Here is an 18,190-nt window from a genome sequence, read left to right on the forward strand (position 1 = left end):
CATCCGCATGGCCTACGGCTTCCACCACGTCACCAACCTCATCAGCCTCGTCATGCTCAGATGCGGCGGACTCAACATCCAACTACCAACACCAACAACCTAACCCACGAAAACAGCAGAAGCCTCATAAAAAACCGTTCAGTTTTTTGTTATCTAACGATTCAGTCTATTGAAAGCACAAACCATTTGTCAAATATGATACGCAAAAACGTGAACGTCGAGCGAATCAGATCACCCATGTACAGATCCGATCGCAGTCGTTCGATTTCGCGCATGCGATACATGCGGTTGTAATCAGTCAGCGCGTCGAAATAATTCTGGATAACCGTGTATCCGTCCAGTTTCAGGTCTTCGACCGACCGCATGAGCCGCACCTTCGCGTAATGCTCCGAACAATCATAGGAGTCCGGCACCCCCCCAACGGAATGCCGGACTCCTTGCGTATGTACAGAGATCGTCGTCCGTGCGGTCAGACCGCATGCGCACTATAAATCGTCAAATAACTGTCAAATAAAAAATCGTTGGAAAATCAACGTTTTTGTGGTTTCAGGCCACCGAATTACGGTTACTCGTCAAATAAAACCATTGGTCTGCAGTGTACGACGCTTACGCCCATGCCGGTATGTATTCCATCTTCTTTCGCGACGCATCGGGATCAACTGGTTTGATCAATTCTGCGTGTACGGCTTCACGGATCAGCCGTGAGATCTGAGACGAATACGAATCCGAAAGGCCGAACCTTGCGCGCAGGGACGCATTCGTCAGACAGGTCCCGTCAGCAAACTGTATGCATGCATGCCAATAGCATGAATCCATGCGTTCGCTGGTACTGAGTTGAGTGTACGGACGGTATTGGGAAAGCCTGATCATGATGCTTGGGCTATCGCCATCCGATTGCTGTATCTCCGGAGACGGGAGTTGTGCGGTCTCGCATGCGTCGATGATCTTGTCCCATCCGGAACCTGCTTCTTCGCACATATGCAGTCTGCGGGAGAGTGCCGCGAGCTTGGGGTTGCGCGCAGCCGGTGGATCGTTGACGAGACGTTCGATGCTGATCAGGGAGTTACCTGGATTGGAGAATTCCACACGATTGTCAAAAATCTCGATAAGCGGTCCGGCTCCTCGTATGGTGAGGTCCTGATGGATGAGCATGTTGCCGAGCAGTTCTCGTACTGCGATCGGCGGATAGGCGAATGTGGTGACGCGTAAGGCTCGTCCGATGGTCTCGCTTTCCGGTAGCCATGCTTGCAGAAAAGCCGCGATGGAATCCATGTCGGCATATCCGTGTGGGTAGGTTTGAGTTCGCGAGGGGGACGATTTGCGGACTCCATCATACTTAATGACTCGCAGCGCCTTACGGCTGACGGTGGGGTACTGCTGCAGATCCTCGGCGAACAGCAACGCACCCAGATTGGTAATGGCATACTGTCCGCTATCCAATGCCTTCACCAAGTGGTCGGTTTCCAGATACCGCAAGACCGATTCCTGACTGGAAGGCATCGGAGTCGCAGACTGAGTGAAGTACGCTTTCCAACGCAACTGGGTCAGTACTTCCTCGGCCGTCAGCCAAGGCAATGCAATCTGCTCCTCGAACGATTCCGATTTGGTGACCTCCCACAACCGACGTTCGCGTTGTGAGTTCTTTGCCAACGGTTGCGTCGAGGTGCCGGACCGAACGTATTCGGCGCCGTCAAACGACACGGGATAACCTGCGGCCGGCCATATGCGCAGGATTACCAGACGCTTATCATCGACATTGATCGGGATAAACCGAAACTCCGCGTTCTTGGATAATTTGAGACGGAGCCAAAGCTCCAGTTCCTGTCCCTTATGCTTCTCATTGAGCGGATTGAAAGTAGTGCCGATGATATTGTGCGTGTTGTCGTCAACACCCCAGAGCATGTAGGCATAGTATTGGCCTTCCACGGCTGCGGCATTGGCGAGAGCGGAAATGTCCTTGCCGATCATAAAGGCATCGTTGTTGGATTCCTTGAATTCCGGCATGGTGACCGAATACGAACCCGGAAGCCCCTTGAACGCCGTCGCGCTGCGTCCGCATGGTGGGTGCTTGTCCGCTCCGCATGAGGCGCAATCCTTATAATCGTGCCGCTTACGTAGAATAGGCGGCAAGTTTACCCATAGAGAGAATGGACAGCAGTGGCTCTCATCGTGCAGAAGTACGGCGGTTCGTCGGTCGCCGATACGGACTCCATCAAGCGCGTGGCCAAGCGCGTCGTCGAGACGAAGAAAAAGGGCAATAAGGTCGCGGTGGTCGTCTCCGCGATGGGCGACACCACCGACGATCTGATCGACCAGGCGCTCAGTATCGACTCCAATCCGCCCGAGCGCGAGATGGATATGCTCATGACCGCCGGCGAACGCATCTCCATGAGCCTGCTCGCGATGGCCATCCACGCCGAGGGCGACCGTGCGCACTCGTTCACCGGTCAGCAGGCCGGCTTCTTCACCGATGCGCGCTACGGCGCGGCCCATATCAAGGCCGTCAAGCCGGATCGTGTCAAGAACGCGCTCTCGCTCGGCGACGTCGCGATCGTCGCGGGCTTCCAGGGCATCAACGCGAAGGGCGACGCGACCACGCTCGGCCGCGGCGGCTCCGACACGTCCGCCGTCGCGCTGGCCGTGGCCCTCGGCGCCGACATCTGCGAGATCTACACCGATGTGGACGGCATCTTCACCGCCGACCCGCGCATCGTGCCGACCGCGCGGCGCATTCCGGTGATCGGATACGACGCGATTCTCGAAATGGCCAGCTGCGGGTCCAAGGTGCTTGCGTTGCGTTGCGTCGAATACGCGCAGCGATTCAACATGCCGCTGCACGTGCGTTCGTCATTCTCGCACCGTCCGGGCACGCTGGTCGTGCCGGACGGCGTTGACCCGCGCACGCTGCCGAACCTGGACTGACGGTCATCCGGCATCAGATAAACGTAACCGATACAGACTTTTACGAGTAAGGCAATAACCATGAGCGACAACAACACTGCCAACAACGAGGGCGCCAAGTCGATGGGCGACCTGTTCCCCGATCTCGGCCCCGAAGCGCCGGTCATCTCCGGCATCGCGCACGACCGTTCCGAAGCGCTCGCCACCGTGCGCGGCGTGCCGAACGAGCCGGGCATGGCTGCGAAGGTGTTCACTGAGCTGGCTACGGCCGGTGTGAACGTGGACATGATCGTGCAGGCCGGCGCGTCGGTTGGCACCGCGGACATTTCGTTCACCGTGCCGGAATCGACCGTCAAGCAGGTCGAGGACGTGCTGCTCGACAAGCATGAGGAGCTGGGATACCGCTCGTTCGATATCGACACGAACGTCGGCAAGGTGGCCGTGGTGGGCGTCGGTATGAAGACGCACTCGGGTCTCGCGGCGAAGTTCTTCACCGCGCTCAGCGAGAAGAACATCAACGTGCTCATGATCTCGACCTCCGAGATCCGTATCGCCGCGCTCGTGCCGCTCGAGCAGCTCAACGACGCGGTGCGTGCGCTGCACACCGCCTACGGTCTGGATTCCGACCAGATCGAAGCCGTCGTCTACGGCGGCACCGGCCGCTGATTTCGGCAGTCGGCTGCGGGTTCGGCGGCGCCGGATCGTTTGCCGGCTGAATTCGGCGATACCGGCGTACTGCTTGCGGGCGTTTGTTCATAGGAGCGGTGGCTTCCTATGAACAAACGCCCTCTTTGTTGCCCGGCAGCGTCCGGTTCCTTCCACTGGCGGCGATCTCCTAGTCGAAAACGGACGCTGACGCCGCATTGAGCGTCCGTTTTCCTCCAAAAGAGCTGACTCCTAACGGCAGCCGGACGCTTCGAGATAGGGCGGCGAGCCCTCATCACCAATCCTCGGCGAGAAGGAATTCATCGATTCGCCGATGCTCGATGCCGTCTCGCGGGCGCAGGATGGGATCCATCGACACTACGGTCTTGGGGTAATTGTCCGGAACGTCTGTGAATACGCCAAACTCACGTTCAGCGGTCTTGTCGCTGTCGATAAGATACGTCACCTGCACGTATCGGCGTTGAGAACCCTTGTCGAATACGAAATCGACTTCCTTGCCGTTGACCGTGCCCACGGAAACCGTGTACCCCCTGCGCAGCCCTTCCACCGCAACCATGTTCTCCAGTACGCCCTGTATCTGCGCGGTGCCGTCGCCGATAATCGCATTGCGTAATCCATGATCGGCCACATAGTACTTCTGCAGGGTTTTCAGCACCTGCTTGCCGACCAGATCGGTGCGGTTCATACGTTCCAGCAGAAACGCCTCGCGGCAGTACTCCAGATAATTGATGACGGTCTGTGTGCCGGCGTCGATGCGCTCCGCCTTAAGATATGCGGCGATGGCATTCGCGGACAACACGTTGCCGGTGTTCTGCATGGCGAACATGACGATGCGTTCCAATAACGCCACGTCTCGGATGCGATGGCGTCGAACCACATCGCGCAGCACAACGGAACGGTAGATGTCCGTCAGGTATGTGCGGCGGCTTTCCTCATCCCAGCTGCCGGCGGCGACGAAAGGCATGCCGCCTTCCATGAGGAACGCATTGAAGGAGTCGTCTCCGTGAATACGCTGCCGGGCGTCGCGGAATTCCGCATAGCCGAATGGGAAAATCTCGAACTGCACATAGCGTCCGCCAAGATAGGTGGCCAGTTCGCCAGACAGCAGCGTGGAATTCGATCCGGTGATGGTCACGTCCGCCTTTGTCGTGGCACGCAGCGAATTGACGACCTTTTCGAAACCGCGTACTTCCTGCACTTCGTCGAGAAAGACGTAGGGCGTGCCGTCGACGGCGTTGATGCGGCTCATGAGATACGGGTACAGCGCGTCCGGGTCATGATATTTGGTGAGGGAATAGTCTTCGAAGTTCAGGGAGATGAATTGGTCGGGAGTGCGGCCTTCGGAGATGAGTCGCTGTTGGATGAGCCGCAGCATATCCGATTTGCCGCTGCGCCGCAGCCCGACTAGCACCTTGATGACATCGTCGGCGCCGATGAACGGCATGATGCGATCGAGGTATCGGGGACGATCAATCAGCGGCCTGCTTTCTTTCATGATAGAGATTATATCAATTTTTTTAGAATTCTTCTTCTATAGAAGAAAAATTCTAAAGAACTGGAAAGGTTTCTTGTATGAAGAATATGGCGTATTGACGGAAGATAAGAACGGATGACGATGAAGACATATGAAAATCCCCGTCCGGAAACGGCTGTTCCGAACGGGGATGAGAGACGCGTTGCGAGCGTACGGCTTACTTCTTGGTGATGTAGCCGAGGGCCTTGAGCATCTCGGCGCATTCGAGCGCGCCGCCGGCCGCACCGCGCAGCGTGTTGTGCGCGAGTCCCACGAACTTCCAGTCGAAGATCGAATCCTCACGCAGACGGCCGATCGACACGCCCATGCCGCCCTCGTAATCCACATCGAGCTTGACCTGCGGGCGGTCGTCCTCGGTCAGGTACTGGATGAAGTGCTTCGGCGCGTGCGGCAGACCGAGCTCGGCCGCCTTCGACGTGTAGTTGACGAGCCGGTCGATCAGCTCATCCTTCGTGGCCTTCTTGCCGAAGTTGAGGAACACGGTCGCGGTGTGGCCGTTGAGCACGGGCACACGGATGCACTGCGACGTGATGCGCAGCGGGCCGTCGAACGGCACGATCTCGCCCTTCTCGGGGTCGACGTGGCCGAACACCTTCAGCGGCTCCTTCTCGCTCTTCGCCTCCTCGCCGGAGATGAACGGGATGATGTTGCCCACCATCTCGGGCCAGTCCTTGAACGTCTTGCCCGCGCCGGAAATCGCCTGATACGTGCTCACGACCACCTCGCGCGGCTCGAACTCCTTCCACGCGGCCAGCGCCGGCGTGTACGCCTGGATCGAGCAGTTCGGCTTGACCGCGATGAAGCCGCGCGTGGTGCCCAGGCGCTTGCGCTGGTGTTCGATCACCGCGAAATGCTCCGGGTTGATCTCCGGCACGACCATCGGCACGTCCGGCGTCCAGCGGTGCGCGCTGTTGTTGGAGACGACCGGCGTCTCGGTCTTCGCGTACCGTTCCTCGATCGCGCGGATCTGGTCTTTCGGCATGTTCACCGCCGAGAACATGAAGTCCACGCCGGCCGCGACCGACTCTGCATCGTCGCCATCGACCACGGTCATGTGCCGCGCATACTCGGGCATCGGCGTCTCGATCTTCCAACGGTCGCCGACCGCCTCCTCGTACGTCTTGCCGGCCGAATGAGCGGACGCGGCGAGCGTCGTCACCTCGAACCACGGGTGATTCTCGAGCAGCGTGACGAAACGCTGGCCGACCATGCCGGTCGCGCCGAGGATGCCGACCTTGAGTTTTTCGGACATACCAACCCCTATGTTTGTGCGGATAAACGGACTGCGAGTTGCCGACCATTGTACGAACCGCGGCGCATAACGGCCCGCGCGTTCCCATATGCTGGCCGGTCCGCGGTCGGTCGGGCCGCTGGTAGGCTGGAGGATATGTCGATCGCATCGGATGAAGCACGCAAGCAGTTGGACCGTTTGGTGGCGTTGGGGTACCCGGACGTGGCGGACATCTCCGCCGCCGCGTTCCGCGCGCTCGCACAGCCCCTGATCGCCGCGCTCGAGCAGTGCGATCCGGACGCCGACGACCCGCGGTACCGTCTCGGCACGGACATCCTGCTGATCCCGACGCGTGAACTCGTCTCGCCCGAGTCGCTGATCGCGCGAACCAGCATCAACCGCATGGCTGGCTTCACGACGATGCCGCCGCGCGACATCGCCAGCTTCCTGCTGCAGGACGGCTTCGAGCCGCCGGAAGGCCCGTTCTACCTCGTCGTCGAGCCGCACACCGGCACCTGCTACATCAACCGCGAGCCGGATGTGGCGCGCAAGCTCATCGACTCCGACGAACGCACGCCGCTCACGCTTGAGGAGGGACTCGCGATCGCGACGCAGCACCCGGAATGGCTACTCGAGAAGAACGGGTTCAACCTGCTCGGCTCGCGCAGTGCGGACGGCCGTGTGCCGAGTATCTGGATGAGCCAGAACGCGCCGCGGCTGGGTGCGGTGTGGCCGAATTCGCGGCATACGTGGCTGGGCAACGCGTACTGCATGTCACGTCGCGGCGTGAGCCTGTTCAGATAGCCTGCTCAGATGGGAGCGTTGTTGTCGGACGCTCCGGAGATTAGACATCAGACGTCTGATGATAGTACGATAGGTATGTCTTGGCACCAGCTTTTCAAGGAGGAAACCAGCATGCCGTTATTCGTCGTCGGCGCTTACGCGTCGCTGCCTCAGGGGCGAAAAGCCCAGGAGGACTACTACAACCTGCTTGGGCAACAATCGTGGATATCCGGAACCGAACTGCCCTTCCCCGGCGACCTCGCGCAGCCCGCGGATCACACGTGGCTGGCCGGCGTCCTGCCCGCGCACTGGCATGGCAACACGGTCACCGTCATTCCCGGCACCATGCAGCACGTATGGCAGGACCCGAACTTCGGCCTCGCCAGCCCGAACCACGACGGACGCCGGGCCGCGCTCGACTTTATGGAACAGGTATGCCGCGCGCTTGCCGACTTCATGCAACGGCGCGGCGCTCAGGATATCCGATTCGTGGAAATTCATTCGGCGCCCACCGCGCAGGCCAGCCGCGACGCCATGGCCGCCTCGCTGGAGGAACTGGTGCAGTGGGACTGGTCCGGAGCCGACCTGGTGATCGAGCACTGCGACCGATATATCGAAGGCCAGAAGCCGGAAAAAGGATTCCTGCCCATCGAGGACGAGATCGACCTGTGCCTCCAGACCGGCATCGGACTGACCGTGAACTGGGGTCGTTCCGTGGTGGAAGGCCGCGCCGCCGCCACCGCGGTCGACCATGTGAGCAAGGCCGCACAGGCCGGCGTGCTTGCGGGCCTCATGTTCTCCGGAGCGGGGCCGGAGGAAACCCAATACGGATACGGTTGGATCGACGGCCACCTGCCCATGAACCCGGACGAGCCGACCTCGCTGATGGACGCCGCGGCGATCGCGGCGACCGTGCGGGCCGCGTGCGAGCAGGAGACGCCGATCGATTACTTGGGCGCCAAAGTGTGCGTCCCCAAGGATGCGACCATCGAGGAGCGACTCGGCTATCTGGCGCGTATCCATGAGGCTGCCGACAAGGCGGCGACCTCATGAGCGGGGCCGTTAAGTCCACGTATCTGACATTCGACATCGGCGGCACCAAAGTCGCCTCGGGATTCGTGACTCTGCCGGCCGCGGCCGACGGGGTGCCCGTGGTGACGGGTCGCTGCGAGATCCCGACCGAAGCCGCGCGCGGCGGCGACGATCTCAAGCGGCGTATCGTGGCGCTCGCCGTACGCCAGCTGGAACGTGCCGCAGCCGAAGGATTAACGGTTGCGGGCATCGGCATCGCGGCGGCCGGCGTGCCGGACAGCGAGACCGGCGTGATCGTTGCCGCCACCGACATCCTGCCCGGCTGGCGCGGCCAGCGCATATACGATGCCTTCGCGCAAGTCACCGATCTACCGGTGCGCATGATCGGCGACGTGGGCGCGCATGGACTCGGCGAGGCCAGTTACGGTGCCGGTCGCGGCAAGTCCGTGGTGCTGTCGATCGGCGTGGGCACCGGCATCGGTGGCGCCATCGTGGTAGACGGCGAGTTGTTTACCGGCGCGCACGGCGTGGCCGGCCACGCTGGACATGTGCCCAGTGCGCTGGGCCGAGGATTCCTGTGTTCGTGCGGCACCCGCGACGGGCATATCGAACCGGTGGCGTCCGGCACGGGACTCAAGGACCTGTACAACCGGCGTTGCGAGGAGATGCGCGGCGTGGCTGATGACGGCGCTCTCGGACCGGTCGCCGATGGCGCGGAAGTAGCGTCGCGTGCCGCAGCCGGCGAGCGACTGGCCGGCGAGGTGCTGTCCGACAGCGCCCGCGCGCTTGGCGAATGCATCGGCGGTATGGGCAACCTCATCGACCCGGACGTGATCGTGGTGTCCGGCTCGGTGGTCAAGGCCGGGTCGATCTGGTGGGACGCCCTGCGCGCCGGATTCGCGGAATCGGCGCTCGCGCTGGTCAAACCCACTCCGCTCGCCGAAGGCGAGCTCGGTGGCGATGCGCCGCTTATCGGCGCGGCCGCCGCTGCGGATCGGCATGTGCGTATGACGGCGCAGATGTGCGAATCGCATGACAATACCTGACAAACGCAAAGGAGCAACGAACATGCATCAGACGATCGAACGAATCAAAGGCGGACTCGTGGTGAGCTGCCAGGCGTATCCGGGCGAGCCGCTGCGTCATCCGGAGACGATGGCGCAGATGGCGATGGCGGCCGTCGAAGGCGGCGCCGTGGGCATCCGCTGCCAAGGATTGGCGGACATCGCCGCCATCAAAGGGCAGGTGAGCGTGCCGGTGATCGGCATCTGGAAGGACGGCGAGGAGGGTGTGTACATCACGCCGACGTTGCGTCATGCACGCTGCTGCGCGGCCGCCGGTGCGGACATCGTCGCCATCGACGCAACCGGTCGCCCACGGCCGGACGGACTGACCTACGCGGACACCGTGCGCGTCCTGCATGATGAAGGCGTGCTCGTGATGGCCGATTGCGGCAGCTTCGCCGACGCCGAACGCGCGGTCGAAGCCGGCACCGACATCATCTCCACCACGCTGTCCGGCTACACGGGCGACCGTCCGAAGACCGACGGCCCTGATTTCGAACTGCTTGGCCAGATGATCGAGACGTTCCCCGACGTGCCCGTGCTGTGCGAGGGACGCATCCACACGCCCGCACAGCTGCATCAAGTGATGGCCGCCGGCGCGTGGGCCGCCGTGGTGGGCACCGCGATCACGCATCCCACCAGCATCACGAGCTGGTTCGTGGCGCAACTGTAAGGCTGGAAAACCGCAGAATATCAAGGAAAAACGGTGACTGCGACGGTCGAGCGAGGAGCCGGTTCCGCATCTGCCGCACCGGCAACACTCCCGACTTGAAATCAGACATCAGACGTCTTATCATTAAGTCAGTTCGACGACGACGCTATCGGCTCTCGTGGACCCCCAACCGAGCGATCGGTCTGGCGAGAACCGAATCATCAATCAATCACCAACCATCAGCAAGCATCATCCACCATCGGGAAACATCACCCATCTCTATTTTCAGAAAGGCACCGTCTCGTTTCGAACGATGGTCCTACATGTACTCAACGACGAGGAGAACCAATGATCAGGAAGACCGGAACATTCAAGGCTGCAGTGGCGGCGACCGTCGCGGGCCTCATGTTGCTCGCCGGATGCGGCGGCAGCAACGACGCCGCCAAAGGCACAGCGAGCGGCGGCACGGCCGTAGCCGACACCATCACGGCACAGGTCGCATATGCAACCCGTGATTTTTCGCCATCCACCACATCCAGCGCACTCGCCATGGCCGGCAACTGGCACGTGACCGAACCGCTGTACGCGCTCAACTACACGGACTATTCCGTGTTCAATGCGCTCGCCGCCGGTGAACCGGAGCAGGTGTCCGACACCGAATACGTGGTCACGCTGCGCGACGGAGCCAAGTTCTCCGACGGCACCGCGGTCACCGCGGACGACGTGGTCTCCTCCTACAAGCGCACCACCGCCGAAGGCAGCCTGTACATCTCCATGCTCGACTTCATCGACTCCGTCGAGGCCAAGTCCGACACCGAGGTGACCTTCAAGCTCACCCGCGCGTTCCCGATGTTCAAGCAGCGCCTCGCCCTCATCCAGATCGTCCCCTCCTCAATGAGCGACGAGGATCTCAAAGCGCAGCCGGTCGGCTCCGGCCCGTGGAAGTACACGGAGATCACCGACCAGCAGGTCAAGTTCGACAAGAACGACCAGTACAATGGCGGCCACCCCGCCCAGACCGCGCACATGGTGTGGAACGTGTCCGTGGACGACACCGCACGCGTCACTGCCATGCAGGCCGGCAAGGTGGACGTGATGGAAATGGTGCCCGCCAACGCCTTCAAGACCCTCGAATCCTCCGGCTCCGAACTGGAGACCGTGCAGGGCTTCAACCTGCCGTTCCTCATGTTCAACACCAAGAAGGCTCCGTTCGACAAGAAGGAGGTCCGTCAGGCCGTCTTCTACGCGATCGACACCCAGAAGCTCATCGACAACCAGATGTCCGGCCAGGCCTCCGCGGCCACCAGCTTCCTGCCCGAGAACTTCTCGAACTACCACAAGGCCAGCAACGTCTACACCAAGAACGTGGAGAAGGCCAAGGAACTGCTCAAGAAGGCCGGCGTCACCGGTGAGCTCAAGTTCACCCTTTACACCACCGACCACTCCTGGATCACCCAGCTGGCCCCGCAGATCAAGAACGATCTGGCCGAGATCGGCATGAACGTGGACATCCAGTCGATGGCATCCTCCGCCCTCTACCCGAACATCACCGACAAGGAAGGCGCCGACTTCTCGATGGTGCTCGCACCCGGCGACCCGTCCGTGTTCGGCAACGACCCCGACCTGCTGATGAACTGGTGGTACGGCGACAACGCCTGGACCAAGACCCGCACCTTCTGGAACGGCTCCGAAGGCTACACCACGCTCCACGAGCTGATGGACAAGGCCCTGGACGCCACCAGCGACGACGAGCGTCAGGACTACTGGAACCAGTGCTTCGACCTGCTCAGCGAAGAAGTCCCGCTTTACCCGCTGTTCCACCGCCAGACGACCACTGCCTTCAAGAAGGGCGTGTTCAAGAGCGTCGACGCGATCGGCTCCACCGGCATCAACTTGGTGAACGCCGAGCTGAACAAGTAACCGGCAGCGTCGCCCGGCAGACCTCGTAGCCATAACAGGCCCTCCCGTCCCGCGGGCCATATGAACGTCCGCGAGACGGGAGGGCCATGCCATTCATCGGGCCATGCCATCCCGAGCCATCCTGAATCACCTGTCTTGAACAATCCGACAAGGGAGTCCCATTGAACAACCTGCTACGCCTCCTCGGCAGACGACTGATCGCCCTGCCGTTCATGGCATTCGGAGTGACCCTGCTGGTCTACTTCCTGATGTCCTTCTCCCAATACGATCCGGCCGTCGCCGCCCTCGGCGAGAACGCCACCCCGCAGGCGCTCGCCGCCTACCGGCACGAAATGGGCTTCGACCGCCCCTGGTGGGAGCAGTTCTTCTCTTACCTCGGCGGATTGCTGCGCGGCGATCTCGGCGTCTACGGCGTCAACAAGGACCCGGTGAGCGGCCGCATCGCCACCGCGTTCCCCATCACCCTCCAGCTGACCTTCATTGGCCTGCTCATCGCCATCGTCTTCGCCGTCATCTTCGGCGTGCTGGCCGCCCTGTACCGCGACACCTGGGTTGATCAGGCCATCCGCGTGGTCTCCATCATCGCCATTGCGACCCCGTCCTTCTGGCTCGGCGTGCTCCTCATCTACGTGCTGCAGATCAAGATGTCCTGGCTGCCCGGCGCCGGCGACCTGCCCGCCTTCCCCCAAGACCCGACCGGATACCTGGCCCGCATGGCCATGCCCAGCTTCGCGCTCGGCCTGCCCGTGGCCGGCTCGCTCACCCGCATCATCCGTACGTCCATGGTCGAGGAGCTCGATAAGGATTACGTGCGCACCGCCATCGGCGCCGGTGTGCCCAAGGGCGTGGTCGTGGCCCGCAACGTGTTCCGCAACGCCCTGATCACCCCGGTCACCATGCTCGGCATGAAGATCGGCTACCTCATGGGCGGCGCCATCGTCATCGAGGTCATCTTCGCCCTGCCCGGTATGGGCACCGCGATGTTCGACGGCATCAACAACAACCAGCCGACCCTCGTGCAGGGTGTGGCGCTGGTCGTGGCGCTGGCCTTCATGGTGGTCAACGTGATCGTCGACCTGCTCTATGTCCTCATCAACCCGCGAATCAGGACGGTGTGACGATGTTTGGAAGCAACAACGCAACCCGCGAATTCAGCAAGCCCAATACCAAGGTCAGGGTCAAGCGCTGGTCGAGCATGAGCATCGGCACGCGCATCTCCGTCATCGTCATCGCGGTGCTCGCGCTGGCCGCGATCTTCGCGTCCGTCGTGACCCCGCACAACCCGACCGAGATTACCCTCAGCTATCAGGCACCTACCGCCGACCACTGGTTCGGCACCGACAACCTCGGCCGCGACGTTTTCTCCCGCGTCATCTACGGCGCGCGGTACTCGCTGGTCATCGGCCTGAGCTCCATCGCGTTCGCGCTCGTCGTCGGTTCCATCATCGGCGCCGTGGCTGCGGTCTCGCGCACTTGGGTGTCCGAGATCATCATGCGACTGATCGACGTGGTCATGTCCGTGCCGACCATCGCGCTCGCTGCGGTGTTCGTCTCCATCCTCGGTCAGTCGATGATCGGCATCATCATCTCCATCGGCGTGCTGTACGTGCCGCAGGTGGCCCGCATCGTGCGAGCCAACATCATCAGCGAGTATGGCAAGGACTACGTGCGTGCGGTGATCGTCTCCGGCGCCCGCGCTCCGTGGATTCTCTTCAAGCACGTCACGCGCAACATCGCGGCCCCCGTCATGGTGTTCACCACGCTGTCCGTGGCCGACGCGATCGTGTTCGAGGCGTCCCTGTCGTTCATCAACGCGGGCATTCCCGAACCGACCCCGACCTGGGGCAACATCCTGTCCTCCGCCAAGGCTGGCGTGCTGTATGGCTACTGGTGGCAGGCCATGTTCCCGGGCCTGGCGATCATGGTCACCGTGTTGTGCCTGAACATCCTGTCCGAAGGCATCACCGACGCGATGGTGGCCGCGCCCACCGCGCCCATCCAGCAGAGCGAGGAGGGCAAGGAGCTCAGCCGCAAGGAGGACCGTCTGCTCGTGGACCCGGTGGCCGCCTACGCCGCCCAGAAGGAAAGCCTCGATCAGCGCCTCGAACAGCTGCGCGAGGCCGAACTCAGGCGCAAGGACCGCTTCATCCCGCTCTCCCACGCCAAGCCGGTCATCGAGGTGCGCGACTTGTGCATCAAGTTCCCGCGCCACGGCGACGTGAACGTGGTCGACCATCTGTCCTTCGCCGTGCGTGCCGGACAGACGATGGGCCTGGTGGGCGAGTCCGGCTGCGGCAAGTCCATCACCTCGCTGGCCATCATGGGACTGCTCGACCCGCGCGCCGAGATCAGCGGCGAGATCCTGTTCGACGGCAAGAATCTCGTGGGCATGAGCCCCAAGGAGCATAACGCCCTGCGCGGCCACGAGATCGCCATGATCTATCAGGACGCGCTCTCCAGCCTCAACCCGTCCATGCTCATCAAGGCGCAGATGAAGCAGCTGACCAAGCGCGGCGGCACCCGCACCGCCGAGGAGCTGCTCGAACTGGTGGGCCTCGATCCGAAGCGCACGTTGGAATCCTATCCGCACGAGCTGTCCGGCGGTCAGCGCCAGCGTGTGCTCATCGCAATGGCCCTGACCCGCGACCCGAAGCTCATCATCGCCGACGAGCCGACCACCGCGCTCGACGTGACTGTGCAGAAGCAGGTCATCGACCTGCTCAACGAGCTGCGCGAGAAGCTCGGCTTCGCGATGATCTTCGTCAGCCATGATCTGGCGCTCGTGGCCAAGGTCGCCCACTCGGTGACCGTCATGTACGCCGGTCAGGTCGTCGAACAGGCGTCCACCAAGGAGATCCTCACCGATCCCCGCCACGAGTACACGCGCGGTCTGCTCGGTTCCGTCACCTCCATCGAGGCCGGCCAGGGCCGACTTCACCAAGTGCCCGGCACCGTGCCGTCGCCGGCCGACTTCCCCAAGGGCGACCGGTTCGCGCCGCGCTCCTCGCATCCGGACCGCGGACTCGACATCCACCCGGTCATGAAGCGCGTGCCCGGCACCCAGCACATGGTGGCCTGTCTGCCCGATGATCCCGAACCCGCGCCCGCGCCCGCATTCACCTACGACTGGTTCGCACCCACTCCGGAAGTGGCCGCCCAGGAGGCCGCGCAAGCCCTGAAGGGAGTACAGCGATGAGCAGCACAACCAACAGCAACGTAGTCCCGATCATCGAGCTGAGGAACGCCGAAGTCGTGTTCACCACGCGAGCCGGCACGCTGTTCCACCCCAAAAAGGTGACGGCGGTCAACAAGGTGAACCTCAAGCTCATGCCCGGCCGCACGATCGGCATCGTGGGCGAGTCCGGCTGCGGCAAATCCACCACGGCCAACGTGATGTGCGGTCTGCAGTCCGTCACCGGCGGCCACGTGTTCTTCAAAGGGCAGGACGTGACCAAGCGCACCGCCAAGGAGCGCATGGACATCGGCCGCGTGGTCTCCGTGGTCTTCCAGGACCCGGCCACCGCGCTCAACGCCCGCATGAGCGTGCAGGACCAGCTCATGGACCCGCTCGTGGTGCACAAGCTCGGCGACGCCGCGGCCCGCCGCAAGCGCGCCTACGAACTCATCGACATGGTCGGCCTGCCGAAGTCCGCGCTCAACGCGCTGCCGGGCCAGCTCTCCGGCGGCCAGCGACAGCGCGTGGCCATCGCCCGTGCGCTCTCGCTCAACCCGGATGCGATCATCGCCGACGAGCCGACTTCCGCGCTGGACGTGTCCGTCCGCGCGCAGATCCTCAACCTGCTGTCTGATCTGAAGAAGTCGCTCGGTCTGTCGATGGTGTTCATCAGTCACGATATTCAGACGGTCCGCTATGTCTCCGACGAGATCGTCGTGATGAACCACGGCACCATCGTCGAGCACGGCGAGGCCCGGGACGTGCTGAACAACCCGCAGGACGACTACACGAAACTGCTGTTGGGTGCGGCGCCCTCGCTGCTGCATCCGACGCCGGAGGAGTGCATCTGATCGTTCGGCGAGGTCGCCTCGCGTCGGTGCGATCGCAGATGATCGCTGCCGGCGCGGCTGCCGGATCGGCGGAATCCTGCCGGTCCGGCGAACCAATCGTCTCCAAATCACCGATCCATCCAACATCCTTCATCGACGAACCAAACACAGACACCAAACACAGACACATACGACACAGACATAAGGAACATCATCATGAACACCACTTTCCGCGGCGTGATCCCCCCGGTCGTGACCCCGCTGACCGCCGACCGCCAGCTCGACCGCGCCAGTTTCAAACGCTCCATCGACCGCTTGATCGACGCGGGCGTCAACGGCCTGTTCTTCCTCGGCTCCTCCGGCGAGGTGGCCTTCAGCACCGACGCCCGCCGCCGCGAGATCATCGAGGCCGCCATCGAATTCACCGCCGGCCGCGTGCCGGTACTGGTCGGCTGTATCGACACCGAGACCGAGCGCGTCATCGAGCACGCTAAGGTGGCCGCCGAACTCGGCGCTGACGCCATCGTCGCCACTGCACCGTTCTACGCGCTCGGCGGTCTGCCCGAGATCGAGAACCACTTCCGCCTGATCCACGAGGCAGTGGACCTGCCGCTGTTCGCCTACGACATCCCCGTGTGCGTGCACGTCAAGCTGCCCGGCGACCTGCTCATCCGTCTCGGTCTTGACGGCGTGCTCACCGGCGTCAAGGACTCGTCCAACGACGATGTCTCCTTCCGCTTCCTGTGCGACGCCAACCGCAAGGCCGGCCATCCGCTGGCGCTGCTCACCGGCCAGGAGGTCGTGGTGGACGGTGCGTACATGGCCGGCGCCGACGGCAGCGTGCCGGGCCTGGGCAACGTGGAATGCACCGGCTACGTGCGCATGTGGCGGGCCTACGAGGCCGGAGACTGGGCCACCGTGCGCGCCGAGCAGGACAAGCTCGCCGCGCTGATGAACATCGTGAACGTCACTTCCGGCGTCTCCGGATTCGGCGCCGGTGTAGGCGCGTTCAAGACCGCGCTGGCCCTGCTCGGCATCTTCGAGACCAACCAGATGCCCAATCCGGTTCGTGCGTTGACGGGCGCGAACGTGGAGGCTGTGGCCGGCGTGCTGCGCGAATGCGGCCTGGAGCCGGTACGCACGGCCGAGGAGGTGAGCGCCTCCACCGTGATCGCCTGACCGCTATGACCGTTATGAGCGCCTGAGTCTGGGCGCCGGTTTGGCTGGCGCTCGACATTCGTTTTCTCTTCCTTTCCTTTGCTCCTTTCACCATAAAGGCGGGGTCGATTCCGGAATGTTCCCGGAACCGACCCCGCCTTGTTGGATGTGCATCCCGCACAGAATGGGGAGAGGGGAGGAGGGATGAGGACCTACTCGTCGCCGTCTTCGATGCGCTGCCGAAGGATGGATTCGATGGGCTCGTAGTGGTCGACGACGGCCTGACGATACGCGTCGACATCGCCCGCCAGTGCGGCGTCGAGCATGCGGCGATGGGCCGAGGCGGTGCGGTCGAGTTCGCTGGACACCGGCAGTCCGAGCTGGGGGAGCACCGCCATGTGGACCAGCCAGAGGGACCGGACCATCTGCTTGACGATGGTGTTGCCGATCGAATCGAGAATGCCCATGTGGAAGTCGATGTCCAGCGCGAGGAAGGTTTTGCCGTCCTTCGCGGTGGCGGTCATGGAATCGGCGAGCTTCATGAGATGGGGTTGCTCGCTGTTCGCCAGCGAGGCCACCACCTCGTCGGCGCAGCCGAGATCCAGGAACCGGCGCAGCTGCACCACGTCCTGCAGATCGGCGAAGTTCTTGCCCACGGATACCATCGAACGGAAGGCGAGTGTCTCCACCATCGGATCCAGAGACAGCGACCCGACGAACGTGCCCTTGCCATGTTCCACCTTGACGATGTTCAGCGCCTCGAGCTTGCGCACGGCCTCGCGCACCGAGGATCGGGAGGCGCCGATCGTGTCGCACAGCTGCGCCTCGGTCGGCAGCACGTCACCGGGCTGCAGATGCTCATGCAGAATATAGGATTTGATGGCGTCCATTGTCTCGTCGCAACGGCTGCGTGCGGAGACGGTGGGCGTACTTTGCAGTGACAGACGGGCCAGCATCGCTAGTTCCTGCTGGGTGTACTCGCCTAGGATTTCGTCGCCTGATGGCTGGGTTCGGTTCCCGTTCTGGTTCGGCGTCTCAAGTGCGGCCGGACCGGATGGGTTGCTCATGATACGCTCCTTGTCTTGTTTTCCCTTACGGGTACGACGTTGTTGCATGCAATACCACCGTTCCCCTGACGGTCTTATGAACCACAATAGGCGCAAACACAACGCACGACTAGGTTTTGCTCCTATCGCGATACGCTTCGGGCCGGCAAAGGGCCCGGCTGTGTCAGGGTGGGGTGT

Annotated in this window: 16 protein-coding genes; 11 read left to right on the top strand and 5 right to left on the bottom strand. The window is 62.5% G+C overall.

The window, feature by feature from the left end; translation table 11 throughout:
* Positions 1–161: 161 nt before the first annotated feature.
* Positions 162–365 (bottom strand): hypothetical protein, encoded by a 204-nt coding sequence (locus JS541_RS05770; protein WP_214373536.1) that lies wholly within the window; start codon positions 363–365, stop codon positions 162–164.
* 241 nt (positions 366–606) lie between these two features.
* Positions 607–2,004 (bottom strand): ATP-binding protein, encoded by a 1,398-nt coding sequence (locus JS541_RS05775; RefSeq protein ID WP_214373537.1) that lies wholly within the window; start codon positions 2,002–2,004, stop codon positions 607–609.
* Positions 2,005–2,157: 153 nt separating this feature from the next.
* Between JS541_RS05775 and JS541_RS05780 the strand changes: the two genes are divergently transcribed.
* Both JS541_RS05780 and JS541_RS05785 read left to right on the top strand, forming a co-directional pair.
* Positions 2,158–2,922, top strand: a complete 765-nt coding sequence (locus JS541_RS05780; protein WP_163230047.1) for an aspartate kinase — start codon at positions 2,158–2,160, stop codon at positions 2,920–2,922.
* A 60-nt stretch (positions 2,923–2,982) separates the two neighbouring features.
* Positions 2,983–3,567 carry an ACT domain-containing protein gene (locus JS541_RS05785; RefSeq protein WP_214373538.1) on the top strand — a complete coding sequence of 195 codons (585 nt, stop codon included), beginning with the start codon at positions 2,983–2,985 and terminating at the stop codon, positions 3,565–3,567.
* Positions 3,568–3,841: 274 nt separating this feature from the next.
* Here the strand turns inward: JS541_RS05785 and JS541_RS05790 are convergent, their stop codons facing one another.
* Together JS541_RS05790 and asd are read right to left on the bottom strand one after the other, a co-directional pair.
* Positions 3,842–5,062: an ATP-binding protein gene (locus JS541_RS05790; protein ID WP_214373539.1), complete on the bottom strand. Its 1,221-nt coding sequence runs from the start codon at positions 5,060–5,062 to the stop codon at positions 3,842–3,844.
* 196 nt (positions 5,063–5,258) lie between these two features.
* Positions 5,259–6,353, bottom strand: a complete 1,095-nt coding sequence (gene asd / locus JS541_RS05795) for an aspartate-semialdehyde dehydrogenase (protein WP_214373540.1) — start codon at positions 6,351–6,353, stop codon at positions 5,259–5,261.
* 135 nt (positions 6,354–6,488) lie between these two features.
* On the opposite strand from asd, the gene JS541_RS05800 reads away from it, so the two are divergent.
* From JS541_RS05800 to JS541_RS05840, 9 genes are all read left to right on the top strand, one after another.
* A complete protein-coding gene (locus JS541_RS05800) occupies positions 6,489–7,136 on the top strand; it encodes a DUF5701 family protein (protein WP_214373541.1) in 648 nt (215 codons plus the stop codon).
* Between the two features lie 111 nt (positions 7,137–7,247).
* Positions 7,248–8,168, top strand: a complete 921-nt coding sequence (locus tag JS541_RS05805; RefSeq protein WP_214373542.1) for a DUF4862 family protein — start codon at positions 7,248–7,250, stop codon at positions 8,166–8,168.
* A complete protein-coding gene (locus JS541_RS05810; protein WP_214373543.1) occupies positions 8,165–9,193 on the top strand; it encodes an ROK family protein in 1,029 nt (342 codons plus the stop codon). Before JS541_RS05805 ends, JS541_RS05810 begins: the two co-directional genes overlap by 4 nt.
* Before the next feature lie 22 nt (positions 9,194–9,215).
* Positions 9,216–9,884: an N-acetylmannosamine-6-phosphate 2-epimerase gene (locus JS541_RS05815; protein ID WP_214373544.1), complete on the top strand. Its 669-nt coding sequence runs from the start codon at positions 9,216–9,218 to the stop codon at positions 9,882–9,884.
* Between the two features lie 327 nt (positions 9,885–10,211).
* Positions 10,212–11,783, top strand: coding sequence for an ABC transporter substrate-binding protein (locus JS541_RS05820; protein WP_214373545.1), 1,572 nt, complete (start codon positions 10,212–10,214; stop codon positions 11,781–11,783).
* A gap of 161 nt (positions 11,784–11,944) precedes the next feature.
* The gene (locus JS541_RS05825; RefSeq protein WP_221343551.1) at positions 11,945–12,901 is read left to right on the top strand and encodes an ABC transporter permease; all 957 of its coding nucleotides are present in this window, start codon (positions 11,945–11,947) and stop codon (positions 12,899–12,901) included.
* Between the two features lie 2 nt (positions 12,902–12,903).
* Positions 12,904–14,979 carry a dipeptide/oligopeptide/nickel ABC transporter permease/ATP-binding protein gene (locus JS541_RS05830; RefSeq protein WP_214373546.1) on the top strand — a complete coding sequence of 692 codons (2,076 nt, stop codon included), beginning with the start codon at positions 12,904–12,906 and terminating at the stop codon, positions 14,977–14,979.
* The gene (locus tag JS541_RS05835; RefSeq protein ID WP_214373547.1) at positions 14,976–15,809 is read left to right on the top strand and encodes an ABC transporter ATP-binding protein; all 834 of its coding nucleotides are present in this window, start codon (positions 14,976–14,978) and stop codon (positions 15,807–15,809) included. Before JS541_RS05830 ends, JS541_RS05835 begins: the two co-directional genes overlap by 4 nt.
* 195 nt (positions 15,810–16,004) lie before the next feature.
* On the top strand, positions 16,005–16,967 hold the full coding sequence (locus JS541_RS05840; RefSeq protein ID WP_214373548.1) for a dihydrodipicolinate synthase family protein: 963 nt from the start codon (positions 16,005–16,007) through the stop codon (positions 16,965–16,967).
* Between the two features lie 191 nt (positions 16,968–17,158).
* Here JS541_RS05840 and JS541_RS05845 read toward each other — a convergent pair whose 3' ends face one another.
* Positions 17,159–18,013, bottom strand: a complete 855-nt coding sequence (locus JS541_RS05845) for a FadR/GntR family transcriptional regulator (RefSeq protein WP_214373549.1) — start codon at positions 18,011–18,013, stop codon at positions 17,159–17,161.
* Positions 18,014–18,190 lie beyond the last annotated feature (177 nt).

Origin of the sequence: Bifidobacterium sp. SO1 (assembly GCF_018555335.1) — a bacterium.
GTDB lineage: Bacteria > Actinomycetota > Actinomycetes > Actinomycetales > Bifidobacteriaceae > Bifidobacterium > Bifidobacterium simiiventris.

Excerpts from the sequence above, each read along its gene's own strand:
- JS541_RS05770 (WP_214373536.1), bottom strand. The coding sequence starts at position 365 with ATGCGGTCGGTCGAAGACCTGAAACTGGACGGATACACGGTTATCCAG.
- JS541_RS05775 (WP_214373537.1), bottom strand. The coding sequence starts at position 2,004 with ATGCCGGAATTCAAGGAATCCAACAACGATGCCTTTATGATCGGCAAG.
- JS541_RS05785 (WP_214373538.1), top strand. The coding sequence starts at position 2,983 with ATGAGCGACAACAACACTGCCAACAACGAGGGCGCCAAGTCGATGGGC.
- JS541_RS05790 (WP_214373539.1), bottom strand. The coding sequence starts at position 5,062 with ATGAAAGAAAGCAGGCCGCTGATTGATCGTCCCCGATACCTCGATCGC.
- asd (WP_214373540.1), bottom strand. The coding sequence starts at position 6,353 with ATGTCCGAAAAACTCAAGGTCGGCATCCTCGGCGCGACCGGCATGGTC.
- JS541_RS05800 (WP_214373541.1), top strand. The coding sequence starts at position 6,489 with ATGTCGATCGCATCGGATGAAGCACGCAAGCAGTTGGACCGTTTGGTG.
- JS541_RS05805 (WP_214373542.1), top strand. The coding sequence starts at position 7,248 with ATGCCGTTATTCGTCGTCGGCGCTTACGCGTCGCTGCCTCAGGGGCGA.
- JS541_RS05810 (WP_214373543.1), top strand. The coding sequence starts at position 8,165 with ATGAGCGGGGCCGTTAAGTCCACGTATCTGACATTCGACATCGGCGGC.
- JS541_RS05815 (WP_214373544.1), top strand. The coding sequence starts at position 9,216 with ATGCATCAGACGATCGAACGAATCAAAGGCGGACTCGTGGTGAGCTGC.
- JS541_RS05820 (WP_214373545.1), top strand. The coding sequence starts at position 10,212 with ATGATCAGGAAGACCGGAACATTCAAGGCTGCAGTGGCGGCGACCGTC.
- JS541_RS05830 (WP_214373546.1), top strand. The coding sequence starts at position 12,904 with ATGTTTGGAAGCAACAACGCAACCCGCGAATTCAGCAAGCCCAATACC.
- JS541_RS05835 (WP_214373547.1), top strand. The coding sequence starts at position 14,976 with ATGAGCAGCACAACCAACAGCAACGTAGTCCCGATCATCGAGCTGAGG.
- JS541_RS05840 (WP_214373548.1), top strand. The coding sequence starts at position 16,005 with ATGAACACCACTTTCCGCGGCGTGATCCCCCCGGTCGTGACCCCGCTG.
- JS541_RS05845 (WP_214373549.1), bottom strand. The coding sequence starts at position 18,013 with ATGAGCAACCCATCCGGTCCGGCCGCACTTGAGACGCCGAACCAGAAC.